The sequence below is a fragment of the Stenotrophomonas maltophilia genome, from assembly GCF_047497515.2.
GTDB lineage: Bacteria > Pseudomonadota > Gammaproteobacteria > Xanthomonadales > Xanthomonadaceae > Stenotrophomonas.
In genome coordinates this window covers 4,390-24,420 of the sequence record NZ_JAXAXL020000026.1, presented here as the reverse complement: position 1 = coordinate 24,420, position 20,031 = coordinate 4,390, and the positions used below count along the sequence as shown (strand labels likewise).

At 66.9% G+C, this 20,031-nt stretch carries 19 protein-coding genes; 16 read left to right on the top strand and 3 right to left on the bottom strand.

Features of this window, described 5'->3' with window-relative positions:
- Nucleotides 1-117 precede the first annotated feature (117 nt).
- Entirely contained in the window at nucleotides 118-960 is an 843-nt protein-coding gene (locus ACMZPQ_RS21765; RefSeq protein WP_197581679.1) for an aspartyl protease family protein, read from the bottom strand.
- 275 nt (nucleotides 961-1,235) lie between these two features.
- On the opposite strand from ACMZPQ_RS21765, the gene ACMZPQ_RS21760 reads away from it, so the two are divergent.
- On the top strand, nucleotides 1,236-2,246 hold the full coding sequence (locus ACMZPQ_RS21760; RefSeq protein ID WP_414486135.1) for an alpha/beta hydrolase family protein: 1,011 nt from the start codon (nucleotides 1,236-1,238) through the stop codon (nucleotides 2,244-2,246).
- Between the two features lie 90 nt (nucleotides 2,247-2,336).
- Here ACMZPQ_RS21760 and ACMZPQ_RS21755 read toward each other — a convergent pair whose 3' ends face one another.
- Nucleotides 2,337-2,717 (bottom strand): hypothetical protein, encoded by a 381-nt coding sequence (locus tag ACMZPQ_RS21755; protein ID WP_197581683.1) that lies wholly within the window; start codon nucleotides 2,715-2,717, stop codon nucleotides 2,337-2,339.
- Between the two features lie 573 nt (nucleotides 2,718-3,290).
- Here ACMZPQ_RS21755 and ACMZPQ_RS21750 point away from each other — a divergent pair.
- Nucleotides 3,291-3,620, top strand: coding sequence for a hypothetical protein (locus tag ACMZPQ_RS21750; RefSeq protein WP_197581685.1), 330 nt, complete (start codon nucleotides 3,291-3,293; stop codon nucleotides 3,618-3,620).
- Here ACMZPQ_RS21750 and ACMZPQ_RS21745 read toward each other — a convergent pair.
- Nucleotides 3,614-4,018, bottom strand: coding sequence for a ribonucleotide reductase subunit alpha (locus tag ACMZPQ_RS21745; RefSeq protein ID WP_197581687.1), 405 nt, complete (start codon nucleotides 4,016-4,018; stop codon nucleotides 3,614-3,616). The genes ACMZPQ_RS21750 and ACMZPQ_RS21745 overlap by 7 nt on opposite strands.
- Before the next feature lie 194 nt (nucleotides 4,019-4,212).
- Here ACMZPQ_RS21745 and moaA point away from each other — a divergent pair, with 194 nt between their 5' ends.
- The 14 genes from moaA (at nucleotide 4,213) to ACMZPQ_RS21675 (ending at nucleotide 19,864) form a co-directional block, all read left to right on the top strand.
- Nucleotides 4,213-5,193, top strand: coding sequence for a GTP 3',8-cyclase MoaA (gene moaA / locus ACMZPQ_RS21740; protein ID WP_197581689.1), 981 nt, complete (start codon nucleotides 4,213-4,215; stop codon nucleotides 5,191-5,193).
- A gap of 8 nt (nucleotides 5,194-5,201) precedes the next feature.
- Nucleotides 5,202-6,197 (top strand): bifunctional molybdenum cofactor biosynthesis protein MoaC/MoaB, encoded by a 996-nt coding sequence (gene moaCB, locus ACMZPQ_RS21735; RefSeq protein WP_197581691.1) that lies wholly within the window; start codon nucleotides 5,202-5,204, stop codon nucleotides 6,195-6,197.
- On the top strand, nucleotides 6,197-7,447 hold the full coding sequence (locus ACMZPQ_RS21730) for a molybdopterin molybdotransferase MoeA (RefSeq protein ID WP_197581693.1): 1,251 nt from the start codon (nucleotides 6,197-6,199) through the stop codon (nucleotides 7,445-7,447). The genes moaCB and ACMZPQ_RS21730 overlap by 1 nt, the downstream gene beginning before the upstream one ends.
- Before the next feature lie 2 nt (nucleotides 7,448-7,449).
- Nucleotides 7,450-7,710 (top strand): MoaD/ThiS family protein, encoded by a 261-nt coding sequence (locus tag ACMZPQ_RS21725; RefSeq protein WP_197581695.1) that lies wholly within the window; start codon nucleotides 7,450-7,452, stop codon nucleotides 7,708-7,710.
- Between the two features lie 3 nt (nucleotides 7,711-7,713).
- Nucleotides 7,714-8,202: a molybdenum cofactor biosynthesis protein MoaE gene (locus tag ACMZPQ_RS21720; protein WP_197581697.1), complete on the top strand. Its 489-nt coding sequence runs from the start codon at nucleotides 7,714-7,716 to the stop codon at nucleotides 8,200-8,202.
- A gap of 186 nt (nucleotides 8,203-8,388) precedes the next feature.
- The gene (gene mobA, locus ACMZPQ_RS21715) at nucleotides 8,389-8,937 is read left to right on the top strand and encodes an NTP transferase domain-containing protein (protein WP_197581698.1); all 549 of its coding nucleotides are present in this window, start codon (nucleotides 8,389-8,391) and stop codon (nucleotides 8,935-8,937) included.
- Nucleotides 8,934-9,299, top strand: coding sequence for a DUF7009 family protein (locus ACMZPQ_RS21710; RefSeq protein WP_197581700.1), 366 nt, complete (start codon nucleotides 8,934-8,936; stop codon nucleotides 9,297-9,299). The genes mobA and ACMZPQ_RS21710 overlap by 4 nt, the downstream gene beginning before the upstream one ends.
- Before the next feature lie 145 nt (nucleotides 9,300-9,444).
- Nucleotides 9,445-10,863, top strand: coding sequence for a NarK family nitrate/nitrite MFS transporter (locus ACMZPQ_RS21705; protein ID WP_197581702.1), 1,419 nt, complete (start codon nucleotides 9,445-9,447; stop codon nucleotides 10,861-10,863).
- Between the two features lie 71 nt (nucleotides 10,864-10,934).
- Entirely contained in the window at nucleotides 10,935-14,678 is a 3,744-nt protein-coding gene (locus ACMZPQ_RS21700) for a nitrate reductase subunit alpha (RefSeq protein WP_197581703.1), read from the top strand.
- Nucleotides 14,678-16,222, top strand: coding sequence for a nitrate reductase subunit beta (gene narH, locus ACMZPQ_RS21695; protein WP_008268109.1), 1,545 nt, complete (start codon nucleotides 14,678-14,680; stop codon nucleotides 16,220-16,222). The genes ACMZPQ_RS21700 and narH overlap by 1 nt, the downstream gene beginning before the upstream one ends.
- Nucleotides 16,222-16,902: a nitrate reductase molybdenum cofactor assembly chaperone gene (gene narJ / locus ACMZPQ_RS21690; protein WP_197581705.1), complete on the top strand. Its 681-nt coding sequence runs from the start codon at nucleotides 16,222-16,224 to the stop codon at nucleotides 16,900-16,902. Before narH ends, narJ begins: the two co-directional genes overlap by 1 nt.
- Nucleotides 16,899-17,606, top strand: a complete 708-nt coding sequence (gene narI, locus ACMZPQ_RS21685) for a respiratory nitrate reductase subunit gamma (protein WP_006449390.1) — start codon at nucleotides 16,899-16,901, stop codon at nucleotides 17,604-17,606. Before narJ ends, narI begins: the two co-directional genes overlap by 4 nt.
- A 3-nt stretch (nucleotides 17,607-17,609) precedes the next feature.
- Nucleotides 17,610-18,509: a peptidylprolyl isomerase gene (locus ACMZPQ_RS21680; protein WP_197581707.1), complete on the top strand. Its 900-nt coding sequence runs from the start codon at nucleotides 17,610-17,612 to the stop codon at nucleotides 18,507-18,509.
- Nucleotides 18,510-18,532: 23 nt separating this feature from the next.
- Nucleotides 18,533-19,864, top strand: a complete 1,332-nt coding sequence (locus ACMZPQ_RS21675) for an MFS transporter (RefSeq protein ID WP_197581709.1) — start codon at nucleotides 18,533-18,535, stop codon at nucleotides 19,862-19,864.
- Nucleotides 19,865-20,031: the final 167 nt, after the last annotated feature.

Below are 20,031 nucleotides of genomic sequence, written 5' to 3'. Positions count from 1 at the left end.
TAAGCATGGCTGTTCACGTCAACAAGTGGCCATGGCGCTGGAATGCGCAGCTCGCGCTGTGCAATGCCAATCAGAAGAACGACGGCAGTGACAGGCCCGCGCGATCACGCAGAATGATCAGGGCGATGCGGGCGCTGCTGTGGCCGGGCAGATCGCAACCCGCTGCGAGCCCTGGTCGATCAAAACCACGCTGGCCTGCAGTGCATGTGCGCCGATCACCGCTTCGGGGTAGCGCTCGGCGACGCGCACCTCGAAATCCCGCAGCGTCAGCGCTCCGGCCTGCAGCGTTCCCCCAAAGTGCACGCGCCCGCTGCTGAGTTCACCATGGCCGAGCGTCAGCCGCTCGCGTTGGGCGGGAAGGCCGGCCGCAGATGCCTTTGCGTACTGCGTGCTCGGCAACACCAGGGTGACGTTTGCACCGGTATCGAGCTGGGCCTCGGTCTGCAGCGTGCCGATCGTGACCGGAATACGGAATGCACGCGTGTAGGGCAGGGTATCCGGCTGGTCGGCCGACAGCCCGGGCCCGCGCGTGAACTGCAGGCGCCGGCGCGGGTAGTCGATGGTCAGCAGGCCGTCGCCGAAGAACCCGCGCGCGAGGATGCCGTCAAACGTCTCCGGTTCCAGTTGCCGGGCGTTGTAGTCGCGGGCGATGGCCGTGATGTCGCGGTGGCGCAACGCGCCGAGGCTCAGGGAATCGATGTGCACGGTAGTGGCTTCGGCGTTCTGCAGGCCGTCGAAGTTCAACGCGCTGCCACCGGGAGGCAGGGCCAGTGTGCGCACCAGCCTGCTGTCGGCGCGGGCCATGCCGCTGGCGCCGGTATCCACGGCAAAGCGGAAGGGGCCGGTGTCGTTGACCTGGGCCTGCACATAGATGCGCCCATCAACGAGGTCGAACGGAACGTCGAAGAGCGCCGGGGCAGGGGCGCGTGCGGCCTCGCATGCCGGCGCGGCTGCGCCCATGCTGGGCTGGCAGAGGCATGCCAACGCAACAAGTGTTGCCCATCGTGGGTGGGATCGTGCGCTGTCCATGGTCAGGTTCCGGGTGATGTCCAGACAGATTGATGCGGGAAAGGCGATGCCGGTTGCACGGAATTCGCACGCAATCGGCACGCACCGGCCAGGTCCAGGTCTACCCTGCGACGCCCGCCCCGGCACGGGTACGTTGCGCACTTGTGGCCCGCTACCGGGCTGTGCAACGTATCGGAGCAGTGCAGTAACACATCAAGGGGAAGGTGATGCGCTTGATTCTGGCGGTGGTTCTGGCGGTGCTGGCAAGCCCTGCGGCTGCGCTGGAGGCGGCAACGCCTGCGCAGTTCGATAGCCATGTGGTACATGACCCGGCCCTGGGGGACATTGGCTGGCACATCGACAACGTCAACCCGGAGGAAAAGGGACCGCTGGTGGTCTGGCTGCCAGGCTCAGGCGCCTTTCCGCACTTCCAGCGCTTCAGCGACGGCAGCCAGGGAACCAGTTTTCCCCGCGATCTCTTCGCATTCCGCGACCGCGCGCATTTCCTGCTGGTCGACAAGCCCGGCGTTCCGTTTTCAGCCGAGATGCGCCTGGACCCGGCCAAGGGACGACCGCTTCCGTTGGATGGGCCCACCTACCGTGCGGGGCTCGCGCGCGACACGTTGATCGCGCGCACGGTGCTGGCCGTTGCCGCAGCGCGCCGCACGCTGGGCGACAGGGTTGACCAGGTCGTGATCATGGGTGGGTCGGAGGGGGCGCAGTACGTCTTTGCGGTGGCCGGCCTGGTGCGCGCGGACAAGGCCGTGGGCTGGGGCGGCCTGGCCTTGCCGCAGTACCAGGACTTCATCATCGAGCAACGGCTGCGTGCGGAACGGGGCGAGATCACCCGCGCAGAAGCGCAGGCCGCCATCGAGGAGATCTTCGCCGCCATCAGGGCGATCCATGCCGATCCACTTGGCCTGGAACAGACATTCATGGGCGAGACCAACCGACGCTGGTCCGGGTTCGGGGCGCACGCCGTGGTGGACGACATGCTGGCGTTGCAGATCCCGCTGCTGTTGGTGCAGGGCGGGGACGATGACAAGGCTCCGATCATCAACACCGACGTTGCGATGGTGGCGTTCCTGTCGCGTGGCCGCAGCAACCTGGACTACTGGGTGTACCCGGAGGCCGACCACGGAATGCGCGTGGCTGATCCAGCAAATCCGGGCAAGCATGTCTCGATCGCGCCGGAGATCTGGACGCGCGTGTGGGCGTGGGTGACGAGGCAGTCCTGAGCAGGCGATGCGGGCTGCACGCCCGAGGGCGGCAGGCAAAGAGGGAACGAGGCAGCGTGATGGCGCTGCCTCGTCGACCTGCGCGTCGTGTTACGGCGCCGCGTCCACCTGCAGGCGCACCCCTGCCTGCGAGCCCAGTGCCAGGCACGCCAGTTTCAGTCCCTCCATCACCCTGTCGCCCACGTATTCTTCGGGTTCGCCGTTCTGCCGGGTCCGCTCGGCGGCCAGCAGGATTTCGTGCACCACCCGCAGCCCGGCAAGCGCGCCATCGGCGTCGGCCAGTGCAAGGCGGCGCCCGGGCAGCAGGTAGCGTTCCGGCCACGGCTGGCCATCCGCCGCTGCGCCGTTGCCGATGCGGTTCAGATGGGCAATGAAGGTGGTGGCATTGGCGGATGTTGGGGGCGCAGAGGGTTCGTCCGCATCGGTCGGGCCGCGGTAGGCGTGCGGATGGGGGAAGTCGGTTTCGTTCATGACAGGGCTCCGTGCAGGGCAATCGGTAGCCGCCACCCGAAAGGTGGCGGGCGGTACGTGGTTCGAATCCGGGTTGGCCTCAAGCCGGCGGGCGCGAACGCCCCCAACGCACCGCCCGCCATAGCCGGCAGACGGATTGCCAGCCGGCGCCACGCATGGTGACGCCGGCTGGCAAGCGCACTTACTCAAAGCCAACACGGGATTCGAAGCCCGGCCACCCTTTTCCGGTGGCACGCCATCTGAGCCCCTGGCGCTGTGCAATGCCAATCAGAAGAGTTGCAAACTTCACGCGATTGGAGACGCTTTCGGCATTCTCCCACGCTGTTAAGCACCGCCAGTGCTGGCTGGCGCGGTGATCCGCCCGCACCATGCAATCTGCGACAGGAGTCGAGGTTGACGGGTGGAAGGGAGGGGGCGGGGAGGGGCAATGGCGACAAGCACCCCTAGGGAGGGGCGCTGAGTTCAGCATCGCAGGACTCTGCGGACGCCAAAGCGTGACATGCGACTCGGGTTGACGCGCCCAGCCACCAAGCGCACGCTTGCCCGGCACGTTTCCTACACAGAAGGAGACTTATGACCGCCACTGCCTCGCTGCACCCGGCGCCCGACACCCCGGGCCGTTCCCGCCTCTGGACTGTGTTCTGGCTGCAGGGCGTCATTCCCAGCAATATCCTGTGGGCGGTGGCTCTCTGGGCGCTGGCCAACCAGCGCACCCCGTTGCTGCTGGGAGTATTTGCCGTGCTGCTGCTCTATACCGGCTGGATCATCCCGGCGGTCTGGCGGGCGGCGCCCAGCGCACACACCCCCAACCTGGGCGTGGCCGCGCGCGGGCTGACCGTGGCCTGGGGCCTGAACACCGTGCTGGTGATCTTCTTCCTGACCCTGCAGCGGGTGGCTCAATAGAACTGAACGGGCTCGCCGTCGCGGTCGAAGGCGGCGAAGCGACCGATCTGACCATCGTGGATCGCATTGACCATCAACCGCAGCGGGCGCGCGGCCTCGTCGCTGTTGGGGGCGATGCCGGCGCGGCCGTCCATCGCGGCCACGAACACCAGGTCCCAGTCGATGCCGGTGGTGGTCGATTCAGCCGCCAGCGCGTGGAAGCTGGGCACTTCGGCGGGCAGCTTGTCCACGCACAGCACCGGCGACAGGGTGCCGCCCTCGCGGCGGTCATGCCGGTCGCGCTGGTCGTCGGTCGGCGACTCGGGGAGTTCGGCGCGTGCGAATACGAACAACAATCGTTGCGGTTCGGCCTGCTGCCCGGCGGCGTGCAGCAGCTGCTGGAAATCGTTCATCATCATGAGAGTTGTCACACGCCCGCTGCACGGAAAGCCGCATGCTGCCACAACGCCCACCGTGCGGGGCCGGAGACGATTGATTTAAGTCATGCCCACGCATGTGCGCGACGCGTAGTGTGGCAATCACTCCAGCAGACGAGGGTATCCGGGCCGTTCCGGGCACAGGCAAGACCGTGGAGCAACAAGGTGGACCCGCCATGAGCCAACTCACCGACGGTTTCGGACGCAGCTTTCCGTACCTGCGCCTGTCGTTGACCGAAGCCTGCAACTTCCGTTGCAGCTACTGCCTGCCCGACGGCTACCAGGCCGATGGCCGGCCGCGTTTCCTGCAGGTGGATGAAATCGCGCGCCTGGTGCGCGCGTTCGCGGCACTGGGCATGAGCAAGATCCGCCTGACAGGTGGCGAGCCGAGCCTGCGCAAGGACCTGGACGAGATCATCGCCACGGTTGCGGCGGTGCCGGGCATCCGCAAGGTGGCCATCACCACCAACGGCACGCTGCTGCCGCGGCGCCTGCCGGGCTGGCACCGGGCGGGGCTGACCGCGTTGAACGTAAGCATGGACAGCCTGCAGCGCGAGCGCTTCAGGACCATTACCGGGCACGACCGCCTGCCGGAGATCGAGCAGGGCCTGGCCCTGGCGCAGGCACGGGGCCTGCCGGCGATCAAGCTCAATGCGGTGCTGCTGCGCGGCCTGAACGACGACGAGCTGCCGCAATGGATGGACTACCTGCGCGACCGCCCCTTCAGCGTGCGCTTCATCGAACTGATGCGCACTGGCGACAACGAAGCCTATTTCCAGCGCCACCACCTGCGTGCCGACGTGGTGATCGAGCAGCTGCTGGCCGCTGGCTGGCACGAGCGCCCGCGCGCGGCCGACGCCGGTCCGGCGCGCGAGTTCGGCCACCCCGGCCATCGCGGCAGCATCGGCATCATCGCGCCGTATTCGCGTGACTTCTGCAAGGGCTGCAACCGCCTGCGGGTGACCGCCAAGGGCGACCTGCGGCTGTGCCTGTTCGGCGAGTTCGGCGTGCCGCTGCGGCCGCTGCTGCAAAGCGACGATGACCATGACGCGCTGCTGGCGCGCATCACCACCCAGCTTGGCCTGAAAGCGGCCGGGCATGGCCTGCACCAGGGCCAGACCGGGCTCACCCCGCACCTGGCCTCCATCGGAGGATGAGCAACACGATGAGTGGGGAATTGAATGCGGCCTTCCATATGGCCGATGTCCGCGACAAGCGCATCACCCGCCGCCGCGCGGTGGCGGTGGGCGAACTGCATGCCGGCCCGGTGGCGTATCCGTTGATTGTCGAGCGCCGCCTGCCCAAGGGCGATGCGCTGGTGATGGCCGAGATTGCCGGCCTGCAGGGCGCCAAGATGGCCTCGATGCTGATGCCGCTGTGCCACCCGTTGCCGCTGGAGCTGGTGCAGGTGTTCTGCGCGCCGGTACCGGAACGGCAGGCGATCCGCGTGTGGTGCGAGTGCGCCAGCGAGGCGCGCACCGGTGTGGAGATGGAGGCACTGGCTGGCGTCAACGCGGCGCTGCTGACCCTGTACGACCTGAGCAAGCCGGTGGAGCCAGCACTGCGCATCGAAGGTATCCGCCTGCTGTTCAAGGAAGGTGGCAAGCGCGGTGTGTGGCTGCACCCCGACGGCATGGACGAGGCCGAGCGCGCGCGCTTCAACCCGCGTGCACCGAAGGGCCTGGAGGGCGCTGCGTGCGCGGTGATCACGCTGAGCGACCGCGCCAGCGAGGGCAGCTACGAAAATGTGTCCGGCCCAACGTTGGTGGCCGGTTTGGAGAAGCTGGGTGGCGAGGTGCTGGCCGCTGAACTGCTGCCCGACGGCATCGAGCCGCTGGCTGGGCGCCTGCAGGCATTGGCCGCCGACGGTGTACGCCTGTGCCTGTGCACGGGCGGTACCGGCTTGGGCCCCCGTGACCTGACGCCGGAGGCGCTGCGTTCCTTGAACGCGCGGCCGGTGCATGGCCTGGCGCAGATGGTGCGGGCGCTGAGCGCGCAGCACACGCCGATGGCCTGGCTGAGCCGCGCCGAGGTGGTGCAGCTGGGCGGTATGCTGGTGTTCGCACTGCCCGGCAGCCCGAAGGCGGCGGCGCAGTGTCTGGACATCCTGGCGCCGGTCCTGGGCCACGCCTTGGCGATGATCGACGGTGGTGGCCACTGATGATTGCCTACAGCGAAGCGTTGCAGCACCTGCTGGAGGCGGCCACGCCACTGCCCGCCGAGCGCCTGCCGTTGCATGAGGCGGGTGGACGCACCCTGGCCAGTGACATCATCAGTGGTCAGTCGCTGCCGCCGTTCGACAACTCGGCGATGGACGGCTTCGCGCTGCGCGCCAGCGGTGCTGCGTTCGACGCGGGTACCGAATTCGCCGTGCAGGGCTGGCAGGCTGCCGGCGATGCCGGTGCCGAGGGCGGCGAGGGTGCCTGGGAAATCATGACCGGCGCGCGCATGCCGTCCGGACTGGATACCGTGGTGCCGATCGAGAATGTGGAGGTCCTCGCCAGCGAGGACGGCCGCCCGACCCGCATCGCGTTGAAGGGCGTGGTGAAGCCGGGCCAGCACGTGCGCCTGCGTGGCCAGGATGTAAGCGAAGGCGAGTGCGTGCTGCAGGCCGGGCAGGTGCTGGACATCAACGCGCGCACGCTGCTGCACGCCATCGGCGTGGGCGAGGTAGCGGTGGTGGCGCGGCCGAAGGCGGCGGTGATCGCCACCGGCAAGGAGCTGGTGACCGAGGCTGCGCAGACGCTGGAATCCGGCCAGATCCGTGACAGCAACCGGCCGTATCTGGTGGGGCGCCTGCAGGCGGCCGGTGCCGAGGTGGTCTGGCAGGGCACGGTGGGCGATGACGTGGCCGCGTTCAACGCGGTGCTGGATCAAGCGCTGGCCGCCGGTGCGCAGCTGCTGATCAGTACCGGCGCGGTGTCGGCCGGCCGCTACGATTTCGTTCCCGATGCGCTGCGCGGTCGCGGTGCGCGCATCGTGTTCCACAAGGTGGCGATCCGCCCCGGCAAGCCGTTGTTGTTTGCGGTGCTGCCCAATGGCGCGCTGTACTTCGGCCTGCCCGGCAACCCGGTCTCGGCCGCCGTCGGCCAGCGCTTCTTCGTGGAGCCGGTGCTGCGCCGCCTGCTGGGGCTGGCGCCGGAAACCGTGTTGCAGCTGCCGTTGCAGGCCGACGTGCGCAAGCCGCCGGGGCTGCGCTTCCACGCGCGTGCGCGGGTGGAAGTGGACGCGCAGGGGCGCCTGAGTGCGCGCGTGCTGTCCGGGCAGGAGTCGTTCCGTTTGATGTCGATGCTGCAGGCCAACGCCTGGGTGGTGCTGGAGGCCGAGGGAGACCTGGCCAACGCAGGCACCTACGTGCGCGTGCAGGGCTGGGGTCACCACGAACCAGTGCAGCTGGTGAGCCAGGAGTGATGATGAAACAGGTGAATCTGCAGTTGTTCGGTGCCTTTTCCGATCTGGATGCCAGCCGCGAAATCGCGGTCGAGGTGGCCGGTGGCACCGTGGCCGACCTGCGCCAGGCGCTGCGCGAGCTGTTGCCGGTGCGTTGGCCCGCTTTCCGCGCCGGCCTGCTGGACTACTCGGCATTCGCCGACCAGCAACGCGTGCTGCGCGACCACGAGGCACTGCCCGACGATGGCCGGGTGGCGATCCTGCCGCCGGTAAGCGGGGGCTGAGCCATGAGCGAGAAGATCATCGCGAAGGTGGTGGACCGCGCGCATGCGGGGATCGATCCGGCGGAGGGTATCGCGGCAGTATCCGATCCGGGCTTTGGCGGCATCGATGTGTTCATCGGCAAGGTGCGCGACGTCAATGTCGGCCGGCCGGTAACCGGCATCACCTATGACCTGTTCGAGCCGCTGGTGCTGAACGAGTTCAAGCGCCTGGCCGCGGACGTGGAGGCGGCGTTCGGGCCGAAACTGAAGCTGTACGTGGCGCACGCCAGGGGCCGCCTGGGCATCGGCGATGTGGCGGTGGTGGTGGCCGCAGGCAGCCCGCACCGCGACGAGGCGTTCCGGGCCTGCCGGCAGCTGATCGAAGCCGTCAAGCACCAGTGCCCGATCTGGAAGCAGGAGCATTACGAGGACGGCGACAGCGCGTGGAGCGAGGGCTGCAGCCTCTGCCACGCGGACAGCGAGCCCGCACATGCGCACAGCCACAGCCCCTGACGCCAGTAGATCCACGCCATGCGTGGATGGGGCTTTCCCGGCCCACCCGGCCGATGCAGCCACGCATGGCGTGGCTCTACCACCGAATGCCCGGATGGCGGTGGGGTTCAGTAGATCCACGCCATGCGTGGATGGGGCCGTTCCCACGTATCCAACCGGCGCAGCCACGCATGGCGTGGCTCTACCGTGAGCGGAACCATCAACGGCATCGTGCTGGCCGGTGGCCTGTCCACCCGCATGGGCCGCGACAAGGCCCTGCTGCCGTGGCAGGGGCGCACGCTGCTGGAGCACATGCGCGGCCTGTTGTTGCGGGCCGGCGCCCAGCGGGTCTGGGTGAGCGGCAACTATCCGGCTTTCGGCGGCATCCCCGACCGGGTGGCGCGCTGTGGCCCGCTGGGCGGGCTCCATAGTGTGGCCATGCACATGCCCGATGGCCCGGCCTGGGTGGTGCCGGTGGATACGCCGCTGCTGCCCCCGCGTCTGTTACAGCAATTGCGTGACGGTCATCGCAGTCCGTGCACGATCTTTACGGGCCACTCCCTGCCCATGCTGCTGGATTTGGACGATGCTTGCCGGGCCGCGCTGGCATCGATGCTGGATGACCCCAACGGCCCGCGTTCGCTGCAGGCGCTGCAGCGCCGCCTGGGCGTGAGCACCGTCACCCTGGCCCCCGTTGACGAGGCTGGGCTGGTCAACTGCAATACCCCCGAACAATGGGAGGATGTTGCGTCATGAAAGTGCAGTTGCAGGACCAGTCGGTACGGCTTCGCCTGGACGAGGCCGAGCTGGCGCGCCTGCTGGCCGGTGAATCGGTCGAGAACATGACCCGCTTCGGCGGCATCGAAGGCTGGGGCATGGCGGTCTCGCTGCATGCCGGTGAGCAGCCCGTGCTGCTGGATGGCGGTACCTTCTGCCGCCTGGTATTGCCGCGTGCGGCGGTCGAGGCACTGGCGGCCCGCCTGCCGTGCCGTGACGGCCTGCCGTTCGACATCGCCCTGGATGAGGGCGGCCAGCTTCAGCTGCAGTTCGACGTGGACGTGCGTGACAGCGTGCGCCAACGCGGGGTAACCCGGCGCAGCACCGCTTCATCGGTTTGACATTTGTCAGGGCCAGGGTGAAAACCCGGCCCTGATTGATCCAGATCAACCCCGTCGTCCTGGCTGCGCCGCCTAATGGCTGCATGACGACGGGTCACAACTTGAAACGCTTTACCCACGTCATTCCACAGCCTTGGAGCCATGTATGACCGTCGGTAGCGATCCTGTTGTCCGCAGCACTGCCCGTCCGGGCCGCGTCATCAGCGACTGGACGCCGGAAGACCCCGGTTATTGGGAGCGCACCGGCAAGCGGGTGGCGACCCGCAACCTGGTCATCTCGATCCCCTCGCTGCTGCTGGCCTTCTCGGTCTGGGTACTGTTCTCGGCGGTGTCGATCAGCCTGCCGAAGATCGGTTTCAACTTCAGCACCGACCAGCTGTTCTGGCTGGTGGCGCTGCCCAGCCTGTCCGGCGCAACCTTGCGCATCTTCTATTCGTTCGTGATTCCGATCTTCGGTGGCCGCCGCTGGACGGCGCTGTCCACCGCCTCGCTGCTGGCACCGACGATCTGGCTGGGCTTTGCGGTGCAGGACCCGGCCACCCCCTACTGGGTGTTCGTGGTCATTGCGATCCTGTGTGGCTTCGGTGGCGCGAACTTCTCGTCGTCGATGTCCAACATCTCCTTCTTTTACCCCAAGCAGAAGCAGGGCCTGGCATTGGGCCTGAATGCCGGCCTGGGTAATGTGGGCGTGTCGGTGGCGCAGGCGGTGATCCCGCTGGTCATCACCGTGGGCGTGTTCGGTGCGCTGGGTGGTGCACCGCAGCCCACGGTGGAGGGCGGGGCGCCGCTGTTCGTGCAGAACGCAGGTTTCATCTGGGTGCCGGCGATCGCGATCTGTGCGGTTGCGGCCTGGTTCGGCATGAATGACCTGACCAGTGCGCGCTCGTCGTTCTCCGAGCAGGCGGTGATCTTCCGCCGCAAGCACAACTGGCTGATGTGCTGGTTGTACATCGGCACCTTCGGTTCCTACATCGGTTTCTCGGCCGGCTTCCCGATGCTGGTGAAGAGCCAGTTCCCGGACGTGAATCCGCTGGCCTACGCCTTCATCGGCCCGCTGCTGGGTGCGTTGATGCGCTCGGTGGGCGGCAGCCTGGCCGACCGCTGGGGCGGCGCGCGCCTGACCTTCTGGGTGTTTGCGCTGATGATCGCCGCCGTGTTCGGGGTGCTGCACTTCCTGCCCAGCCACGGCCAGGGCGGCCACTTCCATGGCTTCCTGCTCAGCTTCATGGCGCTGTTCGTGCTCAGTGGCATCGGCAACGGCACCACCTTCCGCATGATTCCGGTGATCTTCCGCACCCTGCATGAGCGCTGGTCGGCCAACGACAGCGCCGAAGGCAAGGCGGCGGCCGCGCACCAGGCCAGCATCGAGTCGGCCGCCGTGGTCGGCTTCTCCGGTGCGATCGGCGCCTATGGCGGCTTCTTCATCCCCAAGAGCTACGGCTCGTCCATCACCTTGACCGGCAGCCCCGACATGGCGCTGTACGGATTCGTTGTTTTCTACATCACCTGCCTGGCCGTGACCTGGTGGTGGTACTACCGGCGCGGTGCCGAGACACCCTGCTGACAACATGAAAACGCACCGCAGCCAATGAACACCACAGCCACGTTGCAGATGTCCGCAAAGGGAGACCCCCGATGAGTTACTTCCTCGATCGCTTGCAGTTCTTCAAGCGTGACCCCCAGTCTTTTGCCGATGGCCATGGATTTGCCAAGAGCGAGGGCCGCGACTGGGAAAACAGTTACCGCGCCCGCTGGCAGTACGACAAGGTCGTGCGCTCCACCCATGGCGTGAACTGCACCGGCTCGTGCAGCTGGAAGATTTACGTCAAGAACGGCCTGGTCACCTGGGAAACCCAGCAGACCGACTACCCGCGCACGCGCCCGGACCTGCCCAACCATGAACCGCGTGGCTGCCCGCGTGGCGCCAGCTATTCCTGGTACCTGTACAGCGCCAATCGCCTGAAGTACCCGCTGATCCGCGGCACGCTGCTGCGCCTGTGGCGCGAAGCGCGCAAGAGCAAGGCACCGGTCGATGCCTGGGCCAGCATTGTCGAGGACAAGGAAAAGGCGCGTTCGTACAAGACCCGCCGCGGCATGGGCGGCTTCGTGCGGTTGCAGTGGGAAGAGGCCAACGAGATCATTGCGGCCTCCAACCTGTACACGGTGAAGCAGTACGGCCCGGACCGCGTGGTCGGCTTCTCTCCGATCCCGGCGATGTCGATGGTGTCCTACGCGGCCGGCGCACGCTACCTGTCGTTGCTGGGCGGCGCCTGCCTGTCCTTCTACGACTGGTACTGCGATCTGCCGCCGGCCTCGCCGCAGATCTGGGGCGAGCAGACCGACGTGCCGGAATCGGCCGACTGGTACAACAGCCGCTACATCATCGCCTGGGGCTCGAACGTGCCGCAGACGCGCACGCCCGACGCGCATTTCTTCACTGAGGTGCGTTACAACGGCACCAAGACGGTGGCGATCTGCCCGGACTATTCCGAGCTGGCCAAGCTGACCGACCACTGGCTGCACCCCAAGCAGGGCACCGACGCAGCGCTGGCCTTCGCCTTTGGCCACGTGATCCTGCGCGAATTCCACGTCGATTCGCCGTCGCAGTACTTCCAGGACTACTGCCGCCAGTACTCGGACATGCCGATGCTGGTGCGCCTGGAACGTCGCGACGATGGCCGGCTGGTGCCGGGCCGCTTCCTGCGCGCCAGTGAACTGGGCGGGCTGGGCGAAGCCAACAACCCCGACTGGAAGACCCTTGCCTATGACGAAACCAGCGGCCAGATCGTGGTGCCGAACGGCTCGATCGGTTTCCGCTGGGGCGAGAAGGGCCGCTGGAACATTGAAGAGAAGGCCAGCAACGGCGCCGATACGCGCCTGCAGCTGAGCCTGTCTGAAACCCACGACGGCATCGAGGCGGTGAGCTTCCCGTACTTCGGTGGCATCGAGACCGACGGCTGGACCGCAGCACCGGCCGATGACGTGCTTGACCGCAACATTCCGGTGCGTCGCCTGGCCCTGGCCGACGGCGGCCAGACCCTGGTAGCCACGGTCTACGACCTGCTGCTGGCCCAGTACGGCGTGGACCGTGGCTTCGGCGGCGGCAACGTGGCATCGAGTTTCGACGACATGGTGCCGGGCACCCCGGCCTGGCAGGAACGCATCACCGGCGTGTCGCGTGCGGAGGTGATCGAGATCGCCCGCGAGTTCGCGCGTACCGCCGACAAGACCCATGGCCGCTCGATGATCATCGTCGGCGCGGGCATGAACCACTGGTTCCACAACGACATGAACTACCGCGGCCTGATCAACATGCTGATCATGTGTGGCTGCGTGGGCCAGACCGGTGGCGGCTGGGCGCATTACGTGGGGCAGGAAAAGCTGCGCCCGCAGACCGGCTGGCAGCCGCTGGCGTTCGGCCTGGACTGGAGCCGCCCGCCACGGCACATGAACGGCACCTCGTACTTCTACTTCAACACCGGGCAGTGGCGTTACGAGAAGCTGCAGGTGGATGAGCTGCTCTCGCCGCTGGCCGATGCCAGCAAGTACAGCGGCAGCCTGGCCGACCTCAACCTGCGCGCCGTGCGCATGGGCTGGTTGCCGTGCGCGCCGCAGCTGGACCGCAATCCGCTGCAGCTGGTGCGCGAGGCGGAAGCGGCCGGCGTGGCCCCGGCCGACTATGCGCTGGGCAAGTTCAAGGACGGTTCGCTGGACTTTGCCTTCGCCGATCCGGATGCGCAGCAGAACCATCCGCGCATGATGTTCATCTGGCGCTCGAACCTGCTCGGTTCTTCGGGCAAGGGCCATGAGTACATGCTGCGGCATCTGCTCGGCACGCGCCATGGCCTGCAGGGCAAGGACCTGGGCGAGATGGGCGCGATCAAGCCGGAGGAGGTGAAGTGGCGCGACGAGGCACCGGAGGGCAAGCTGGACCTGCTGGTCACGCTCGACTTCCGCATGTGCACCACCGCGCTGTACTCGGACATCGTGCTGCCGACCGCAACCTGGTACGAGAAGGACGACCTCAATACCTCGGACATGCATCCGTTCATCCATCCGCTGTCCAAGGCGGTGGACCCGGCGTGGGAATCGCGCAGTGACTGGGAGATCTTCAAGGAGGTCGCCCGCACCGTGAGCGAGATGGCACCGGGCGTGCTGGGCGTGGAAAAGGACCTGGTGCTGGTGCCCACGCTGCACGACACCCCCAACGAGCTGGGCATGCCATTCGGGGTGGCTGACTGGAAGAAGGGTGAGTGCGAGGCCATTCCGGGCCAGACCATGCCGTCGATGACGGTGGTGGAGCGCGACTACCCGAACCTGTACCGCAAGTTCACCTCGCTGGGCCCGCTGCTGGACAAGCTGGGCAACGGCGGCAAGGGCATGAGCTGGGACACCAAGCACGAGGTCGAATTCCTCGGCAAGCTCAACCACACCGTGCACGACGAGGGCGTCAGCCACGGTCGCCCGGCCATTTCGACCGCGATCGACGCGGCCGAAGTGATCCTGCACCTGGCGCCGGAAACCAATGGCCACGTGGCAGTGAAGGCCTGGGAATCGTTGGGTACCTTCACCGGCCGTGAGCATACCCACCTGGCGGTGGGCAAGGAGCACGAGGCGATCCGCTTCCGTGACATCCAGGCGCAGCCGCGCAAGATCATCTCCTCGCCGATCTGGTCGGGGCTGGAAGACGACAACGTCAGCTACAACGCCGGCTATACCAACGTGCACGAACTGATTCCGTGGCGCACGGTGACCGGCCGCCAGCAGTTCTACCAGGACCACGAGTGGATGATCGACTTCGGCGAAGCCTTCATGGGCTACCGGCCGCCGGTCAACACGCGCACGGTGGAGCCGCTGCTGAACAAGCGCTCGAACGGCAACAAGGAGATCGTGCTGAACTGGATCACCCCGCACCAGAAGTGGGGCATCCACAGCACCTACAGCGACAACCTGATCATGCAGACGCTGTCGCGCGGTGGCCCGATCGTATGGTTGAGCGAGGATGACGCGCGCAGTGCCGGCATCGTCGACAACGACTGGATCGAGCTGTTCAACGTCAACGGTGCGATCGCCGCGCGTGCGGTGGTCAGCCAGCGCGTGATGCCGGGCATGGCGATGATGTACCACGCCCAGGAACGCATCATCAACGTGCCCGGCTCGGAAGTGACCGGCACCCGCGGCGGCATCCACAACTCGGTGACCCGCATCGTGCTCAAGCCGACCCACATGATTGGTGGCTACGCGCAGCTGGCCTATGGCTTCAACTACTACGGCACCTGCGGCACCAACCGCGACGAGTTCGTGATCGTACGCAAGATGGACAAGGTGGATTGGCTTGATGGCGAGGCCGTGCCGGCCGCCGCCAAGGAGGTGGTGTGATGAAGGTCCGTGCACAGATCGCGATGGTGCTGAACCTGGACAAGTGCATCGGCTGCCATACCTGCTCGATCACCTGCAAGAACGTCTGGACCTCGCGCGAGGGCGTCGAGTACGCCTGGTTCAACAACGTGGAAACCAAGCCGGGCATCGGCTACCCGAAGGAATGGGAGAACCAGGACAAGTGGAATGGCGGCTGGGTGCGCACCCGTGCCGGCAAGCTGGTGCCGCGTGCCGGTGGCCGCTGGCGGATGCTGGCCAAGATTTTCGCCAACCCGGACCTGCCGCAGATCGACGATTACTACGAGCCGTTCGACTTCGACTACCAGAACCTGCACACCGCCAAGGACAGCCAGCACCAGCCCACCGCGCGGCCACGCTCGCTGATCAGTGGCGAGCGCATGCAGAAGATCGAGTGGGGCCCGAACTGGGAGGAAATCCTCGGTTCGGAGTTCAGCAAGCGCTCGCGTGACTACAACTTCGACCAGGTGCAGAAGGAGATCTACGGCGCCTTCGAGAAGACCTTCATGATGTACCTGCCACGCCTGTGCGAGCACTGCCTGAACCCGGCGTGCGTATCGGCGTGCCCGTCGGGCGCGATCTACAAGCGCGAGGAAGACGGCATCGTGCTGATCGACCAGGACAAGTGCCGTGGCTGGCGCATGTGCGTGTCGGCCTGCCCGTACAAGAAGATCTATTACAACTGGAAGAGCGGCAAGTCGGAGAAGTGCATCTTCTGCTACCCGCGCATCGAGATGGGCGAGCCGACCGTGTGCTCGGAGACCTGCGTGGGCCGCATCCGCTACCTGGGCGTGATGCTGTACGACGCCGACCGCATTGCCGAGGCCGCCTCGGTGGCGGCCGAGAAGGACCTGTACCAGGCGCACCTGGACATCTTCCTGGACCCGAACGACCCGGCGGTGATCGCTGCCGCGCGCAAGGAGGGCATCCCGGACAGCTGGCTGGACGCGGCCAAGCAGTCGCCGGTCTACAAGCTGGCCATCGACTGGAAGCTGGCGCTGCCGCTGCACCCGGAATACCGCACGCTGCCGATGGTCTGGTACGTGCCGCCGCTTTCGCCGATCCAGTCGGCCGCCGAGCGTGGCCGGGTGGGCATGAGCGGCGAACTGCCGGACGTCGCCTCGCTGCGTATCCCGATGCGTTACCTGGCCAACCTGCTGACGGCCGGTGACGAGGCACCGGTGGTGCGCGCGCTGGAGCGGCTGATGGCGATGCGTGCCTGGCGCCGCGCCAAGAACGTGGACGGCGTGGAAGACACCGCGGTGCTGGAGCAGACCGGGTTGAGCATTGCCCAGGTGGAAGAGATGTACCGCTACCTGGCCATCGCCAACTACGAGGACCGTTTCGTGATTCCGACCGGCCACCGCGAATATGCCAACGATGCCTTCGGCGAGCGCGGCGGCTGCGGCTTCACCTTCGGCAATGGCTGCAACGGTGACAGCCCGGCCGACCTGTTCGGCCAGCGCAGCACCAGCACGTTCGTGGTGGACAAGGGGCCGAACCACCGCCGCAAGGAGGTGGTGTGATGAGCGTGCTCAAGCTGGTCGGGGTGCTGCTGGACTACCCCCGCGAGGAACTGTGGCAGCACGGCGAGGAACTGTTCGCCGCCTGCGACGACCCGGCGCTGAACGCCGCCCGCCGCCAGCAGCTGCGCAGCTTCGTGCAGCAGCTGCTGGGCACCGATGCGCTGGATGCGCAGGCCGCCTGGCTGGCCAGTTTCGACCGTGGCCGTTCGATGAGCCTGCTGCTGTTCGAACACATCCATGGCGAATCGCGCGACCGTGGCCAGGCCATGGTCGATCTGGTCGAAACCTACCGGCGCAACGGCTTCGAGCTGGACGCACGCGAGCTGCCGGACTACCTGCCGCTGCTGCTGGAGTTCCTGGCCCATCGGCCCGGCAGCGAGGCCCGTGAGTGGCTGCACCACATCGGCCACATCGCCGGGATGCTGGCCGCGCGCGCCGCCGAGCGCGAGCTGCCGCATCGGGTGCTGTTCGAGATCCTGGTCGAAGCCGGCGACGGCAAGGCCGATCTGCACGCACTGCGCCAGCGAGCCAGTGAAGAAGTCCGCGACGATACCGCCGAAGCCATGGACCGCTTGTGGGAGGAGGAGGCGGTGCGCTTCGGCGCCGAAGCCCCTGCCGAAGACTGCAAGCCGCCCGTGCGTTCGCCGGCCCGTCCTTCGCATCGAGAGGTCCAGCCATGAGTTACTCCCTGCATCAATTCGCCTTCCAGTACTACCCGTACATCGCCGTGGCGGTGCTGCTGATCGGCAGCTGGGCCCGCTATGACAAGGCCATGTACACCTGGCGCACCGGCTCCAGCCAGATGCTGTCGGACAAGGGCATGCGGATCGGCAGCAACTGCTTCCACATCGGCATTCTGGCCATCCTTGGTGGTCATCTGGTCGGCCTGCTGACCCCGCACGCGGTGTACGAGCACTTCATCACCTCCTCGCAGAAGCAGATGCTGGCGATGGTGGTCGGCGGTGTGTTCGGCGCGCTGTGCTTCATCGGCATCAGCATCCTGCTGGTGCGCCGCCTGTTCAATGCGCGCGTGCGTGCCACCGGTAGTTTTGGCGACACGCTGGTGCTGGTGCTGCTGTTCGCCCAGCTGTGCCTGGGCCTGTACAGCATCCGCATTTCGGCTGGCCACCTGGACGGCGGGGTGATGGTGCAGCTGGCCGAATGGGCCCAGCACATCGTGACCTTCCGTGCCGGTGCCGCCGACTACATCGAAGGCGTCAGCTGGGTCTACAAGATGCACATCTTCCTGGGCCTGACCCTGTTCCTGATCGCGCCGTTCACCCGCCTGGTGCATGTGTGGAGCATTCCGATCAGTTACCTGTGGCGGCCCTACCAGGTGGTGCGCCGGCGCCAGGCCACGCTGCGCTACGGGCCGCGGGAGTAAGCCATGGGCAGCCTGCCGAAATTCCTGCCGATCACCGTGATCGACTCCGCCGCACCGGTGCCCGCCGAGGCGCATTCGCACCACCACGATGCAGCGGAGCACGGGCCGCGTTCACTCGGGCAGCCGGCACCGTGCCGGCTGTTCGTGGACGAGACCGCCATCAGCGAGGCCGAGATCGCCCGCGAGATGCAGCACCATCGGGCGATGCGCCCGGAACAGTCACGCGCCGAGGCGGCGCGTGCACTGGTGGTGCGCGAGTTGCTGCGGCTGGAGGCGCAGCGGCGGGGCCTGCAGGCGCCCGAGGGCGGCCGGGTCAGCGATGAGGAAGTGCTGATCCAGCAACTGCTGGAAGATGCGATCGAGGACCGTGTACCGACCGACGACGACTGCCGGCGTTACTTCGAGCAGAATCCTGAGCGCTTCCGCTCGCCCGATCGCGTGCGCCTGCGCCATATCCTGCTGGCGGCACCGGCCGACGACGTGGCCGGGCGGTTCGCCGCACGCACAGAAGGTGAGCGGCTGGTGGGGCTGCTGAAGGAATCGCCGCACCTGTTCGCCGATTTCGCCCTGCGCCATTCGCGTTGCCCCTCCAGCAGCGAGGGCGGTGATCTCGGCTGGCTGCAACGTGGCCAGACCACGCCGGAGTTTGATCGCCAGGTATTCCGCCTGCGCGAAGGCCTGGCCGGCTTCCCGGTGGAGTCGCGCTGGGGCTACCACGTGGTCTGCATCGACGCCCGCGAAGAAGGCCAGCCGCAGCCGTTCAAGGCGGTGCTGCCGCAGCTGCGTGACTATCTGGAACTGCAGGTGCGGCAGCGCGAAGTACAGGCCTACCTGCTGCAGCTGCAGGAACGCTATCCGGTGCGCGGGCTGGAAGAGATCGAAGCTGAAGCGGATATCGGCTGACCCATCGTGAACGAGGAGAACCCATGAACCAGGCCCTTGCCCTCGCCAGTGCCGGGCAGCAGCAGCGTGCGCTGTGGCTGAGCACTTTTGCTTTTACCGTGTGTTTCGCTGTGTGGATGATCTTCTCGATCATCGGCATCCAGATCAGCCAGCAGCTCGGACTGAACGACACCGAGTTCGGCTTGTTGATCGCCACGCCGGTGCTGACCGGTTCGGTCAGCCGCGTGTTCCTTGGCATCTGGTCCGACCAGTTCGGTGGCCGCAAGGTGATGGTGCTGGTGATGCTGTGTGGCGCAGTGGCCACCTGGATGCTGACCTATGCACAGACCTACACCCAGTTCCTGTTCGCCGCGTTGTGCGTGGGCATTGCCGGTGGCAACTTCTCGGTAGGCGTGGCCTACGTATCGAAGTTCTTCCCGGCCAGCAAGCAGGGCACCGCGCTGGGCATCTTCGGCGCCGGCAACATCGGCGCTGCGGTGACCAAACTGCTGGCGCCGCTGGTGATGGTGGCCGCAGGCTGGACCATGGTGGCCAAGGTCTGGGCGGTGGGGTTGGCCGTCACTGCGGTGTTGTTCTTCCTCTTCAGCAAGGAAGACCCGTCGCTGGAACAGCGCCGCCGCGACGGCGTGAAGCCGGTGCCGTTCGCCGAGCAGATGGCACCGCTGAAGAACCTGCAGGTGTGGCGGTTCTCGCTGTACTACTTCTTCGTATTCGGCGGCTTCGTGGCGCTGGCATTGTGGCTGCCGCACTACCTGGTGGGCGCCTACGGCATGGACGTGGGCACCGCCGGCATGCTGGCGGCGTGCTACTCGATCCCGGCCAGCTTGTTCCGCGTGGTGGGTGGCTGGATGTCGGACAGGATGGGCGCGCGCCGGGTGATGTATTGGACCTTCGGCGTCTCGGCCATCTGCACCTTCCTGCTGGCCTACCCGGACACCGAATACGTGGTGAAGGGCATCCACGGCCCGATCCACTTCCACCTGGCCATCGGCGTGGTGCTGTTCACCGTGCTGGTGTTCGTGCTGGGCTTCTTCATGTCGCTGGGCAAGGCGGCGGTCTACAAGCACATCCCGGTGTACTACCCGCAGCACGTGGGCGCGGTGGGCGGCGTGGTCGGCATGATCGGTGGGCTGGGTGGCTTCATCCTGCCGATCGTGTTCGGTGCGCTGAACGATGCGCTGGGCATCTGGAGCAGCTGCTTCATGCTGCTGTTCGTGCTGGTGGCCGCGGCACTGGCGTGGATGCATTTCGCCATCCGCCGCATGGAGCGCCGCCACTTCCCGCAGATCGACCGCGAGACCGATCTGCCCGAAGCCATCGATGCCGCCGCGGCCGATCGCGCGCGCGGCGGGTGAACGGGGTTGCCGGCCAGCGGCCGGCACTACCGGGACGGCGCGCGGCGGGTGAACCGGGTTGCCGGCCAGCGGCCTGCACTACCGGGACGGAACGCGGCGGATGAACGGGCTTGCCGGCCAGCGGCCGGCACTACCGGGACGGTGCGCGGCAGGTGAACGGGGTTGGC

What these genes read in the sequence shown, in the direction of transcription:
- ACMZPQ_RS21705 (WP_197581702.1), top strand. Translation starts at nt 9,445, where the DNA reads ATGACCGTCGGTAGCGATCCTGTTGTCCGCAGCACTGCCCGTCCGGGC.
- ACMZPQ_RS21680 (WP_197581707.1), top strand. Translation starts at nt 17,610, where the DNA reads ATGGGCAGCCTGCCGAAATTCCTGCCGATCACCGTGATCGACTCCGCC.
- narI (WP_006449390.1), top strand. Translation starts at nt 16,899, where the DNA reads ATGAGTTACTCCCTGCATCAATTCGCCTTCCAGTACTACCCGTACATC.
- narJ (WP_197581705.1), top strand. Translation starts at nt 16,222, where the DNA reads ATGAGCGTGCTCAAGCTGGTCGGGGTGCTGCTGGACTACCCCCGCGAG.
- ACMZPQ_RS21765 (WP_197581679.1), bottom strand. Translation starts at nt 960, where the DNA reads ATGGGCGCAGCCGCGCCGGCATGCGAGGCCGCACGCGCCCCTGCCCCG.
- ACMZPQ_RS21725 (WP_197581695.1), top strand. Translation starts at nt 7,450, where the DNA reads ATGAAACAGGTGAATCTGCAGTTGTTCGGTGCCTTTTCCGATCTGGAT.
- ACMZPQ_RS21700 (WP_197581703.1), top strand. Translation starts at nt 10,935, where the DNA reads ATGAGTTACTTCCTCGATCGCTTGCAGTTCTTCAAGCGTGACCCCCAG.
- ACMZPQ_RS21745 (WP_197581687.1), bottom strand. Translation starts at nt 4,018, where the DNA reads ATGATGATGAACGATTTCCAGCAGCTGCTGCACGCCGCCGGGCAGCAG.
- ACMZPQ_RS21750 (WP_197581685.1), top strand. Translation starts at nt 3,291, where the DNA reads ATGACCGCCACTGCCTCGCTGCACCCGGCGCCCGACACCCCGGGCCGT.
- ACMZPQ_RS21675 (WP_197581709.1), top strand. Translation starts at nt 18,533, where the DNA reads ATGAACCAGGCCCTTGCCCTCGCCAGTGCCGGGCAGCAGCAGCGTGCG.
- moaCB (WP_197581691.1), top strand. Translation starts at nt 5,202, where the DNA reads ATGAGTGGGGAATTGAATGCGGCCTTCCATATGGCCGATGTCCGCGAC.
- ACMZPQ_RS21730 (WP_197581693.1), top strand. Translation starts at nt 6,197, where the DNA reads ATGATTGCCTACAGCGAAGCGTTGCAGCACCTGCTGGAGGCGGCCACG.
- moaA (WP_197581689.1), top strand. Translation starts at nt 4,213, where the DNA reads ATGAGCCAACTCACCGACGGTTTCGGACGCAGCTTTCCGTACCTGCGC.
- ACMZPQ_RS21720 (WP_197581697.1), top strand. Translation starts at nt 7,714, where the DNA reads ATGAGCGAGAAGATCATCGCGAAGGTGGTGGACCGCGCGCATGCGGGG.
- ACMZPQ_RS21755 (WP_197581683.1), bottom strand. Translation starts at nt 2,717, where the DNA reads ATGAACGAAACCGACTTCCCCCATCCGCACGCCTACCGCGGCCCGACC.
- ACMZPQ_RS21760 (WP_414486135.1), top strand. Translation starts at nt 1,236, where the DNA reads ATGCGCTTGATTCTGGCGGTGGTTCTGGCGGTGCTGGCAAGCCCTGCG.
- ACMZPQ_RS21710 (WP_197581700.1), top strand. Translation starts at nt 8,934, where the DNA reads ATGAAAGTGCAGTTGCAGGACCAGTCGGTACGGCTTCGCCTGGACGAG.
- narH (WP_008268109.1), top strand. Translation starts at nt 14,678, where the DNA reads ATGAAGGTCCGTGCACAGATCGCGATGGTGCTGAACCTGGACAAGTGC.